Source organism: Mucilaginibacter arboris (genome assembly GCF_009754915.1).
Classification (GTDB): domain Bacteria; phylum Bacteroidota; class Bacteroidia; order Sphingobacteriales; family Sphingobacteriaceae; genus Mucilaginibacter_A; species Mucilaginibacter_A arboris.
This window is the reverse complement of sequence record NZ_WPIK01000041.1, coordinates 1-1,756: the sequence shown is the minus strand read 5'-3', so window position 1 is coordinate 1,756 and position 1,756 is coordinate 1. Positions and strand designations below refer to the sequence as shown.

Genomic DNA, 1,756 nt, shown 5'->3' with positions numbered 1-1,756 from the left:
GGCCCGAACCAAAGTTAAATAATTGTTCAAAAGCTGATGCTTCTTTTACCAGCTAAATTTTTGTTCCTTCCGCTGGGACTGAAGCAAAATAGCAAAACAAAAGCTGAAATTGTAACCTGTCAGCCAGTTTTTTGCCAAACCCATGTTAGCCGCTGTTGTGTTTTTGCTTTTTTGGGACAAAAAAATCTTTAGCAAGCTTTCTCGGGCGAAAACACAAATTGCGCCTAACGGAAAAGGCTTGGCGAAGAACTGGCATTTGAAATCCTTCCGCTGAACCTGAACTAAAGATAAAAAAGAATTACAAAAGTTCAATAACTTCCGTCAGCCGGTTTTTTGCCAAACCAATGTTGGCTGTAGTTTATTTTAAAAGCGTAAAATACAAATTTGCAGCTTTTAAAAGCCTGTACGTTGTCCGCTAAAAACATTTTAAATATTTTAAAGTCAGCCAGTTTAAAAGTCAGGTGATAATTTTGTCCGCGGAAACCCGCAAAGTTTGTTTTATCTTTTTGAAAACTTCCAAGTCGCATTTTACAATTAAAAAAGTCCGCCTGCAATACTGTTTTTACCAACTAAAAATTTGTCTGTCGGTTTTATGCCGATAAAAACAGCATTAGAAAAAGTCGCCGTAAGTTTAGAAAACATTTTGTCAAAAGTTTTGCAAGTCAGTCGGTTTTGCAAGTCTTAAATTACAGCCAACGTTGGCGGCTTGGCGAAGGTTGGGAATTTCCAGCAAAAAAGCCTGGTAAAAGAAGCATGTTCATTTAAGTACAAATTTCGATAAAATTACTTCCGCCCAACTTTTGCCAAACTGTTTGTTAAACGCATTTTGTGTTTTTGCTTTTTTTGGTACAAAAAACCTCTGCCAAATTTGTCCTGGCAAAAACATGAAGTGCGGTTAACGGAAAAGGCTTGGCGAAGAACTGGAATTTGAAACCCGTCAGCCCGAACCAAAGTTAAATAATTGTTCAAAAGCTGATGCTTCTTTTACCAGCTAAATTTATGTTCCTTCAGCTGAAACTTAAGCAAAATAGCAAAACAAAAGCTGAAATTGTAACCTGTCAGCCAGTTTTTTGCCAAACCCATGTTAGCCGCTTTTGTGTTTTTGCTTTTTTGGGACAAAAAAATCTTTAGCAAACTTTACCGGGCGAAAACACAAATTGCGCCTAACGGAAAAGGCTTGGCGAAGAACTGGAATTTAAAACCCTTCCGCCGAAACCAAAGTTAAATTAATGTTCCAATGTTGATGCTTCTTTTACCAGCTAAATTTTATTCCTTCCGCTGAAACTGAAGTAAAATAGCAAAACCAAAGTTGATGTTTATTCTGTCAGCCAGTTTTTTGCCAAACCAATGTTATGCGTAGTTTTCATTCCACTGTTCTTTCATATACTGATAATTCAGCTTTCCAACTTTCTTCGTTCAAGTTCGTAAAATATTGCTCTTCCATTTCCTTTTTATTAACTGCCTTTGGGTTTAATACAAAAACTCCTTGACGAAATAACCTTTTTGCATATGTATGAAATACTTGATACATAGTCCAAACCATTAAGTCGTCAAAAGTATCTTCATGTCCGACAGTTTCTTCTACATTGTCCCAAAGTCGGCTAAATGTGTTTGAACGAAAATGATCATTGTTAGTCGGCGTTGTTTCTGGTATGTCAATTGTTGAGCCGTCAGAAAAATCAATTAAGTCGCCCCAAAGAGGAATTATTCTATCGTAAATTTCTATAAACGTCATTTCGGCAAATTACGCATAACG

1 protein-coding gene is annotated in these 1,756 nt (G+C 36.6%); it reads right to left on the bottom strand.

Annotated features, from left to right (window positions below; all coding sequences use genetic code 11):
* Positions 1–1,363: 1,363 nt before the first annotated feature.
* On the bottom strand, positions 1,364–1,735 hold the full coding sequence (locus tag GO621_RS18575; RefSeq protein ID WP_157569743.1) for a hypothetical protein: 372 nt from the start codon (positions 1,733–1,735) through the stop codon (positions 1,364–1,366).
* Positions 1,736–1,756: the final 21 nt, after the last annotated feature.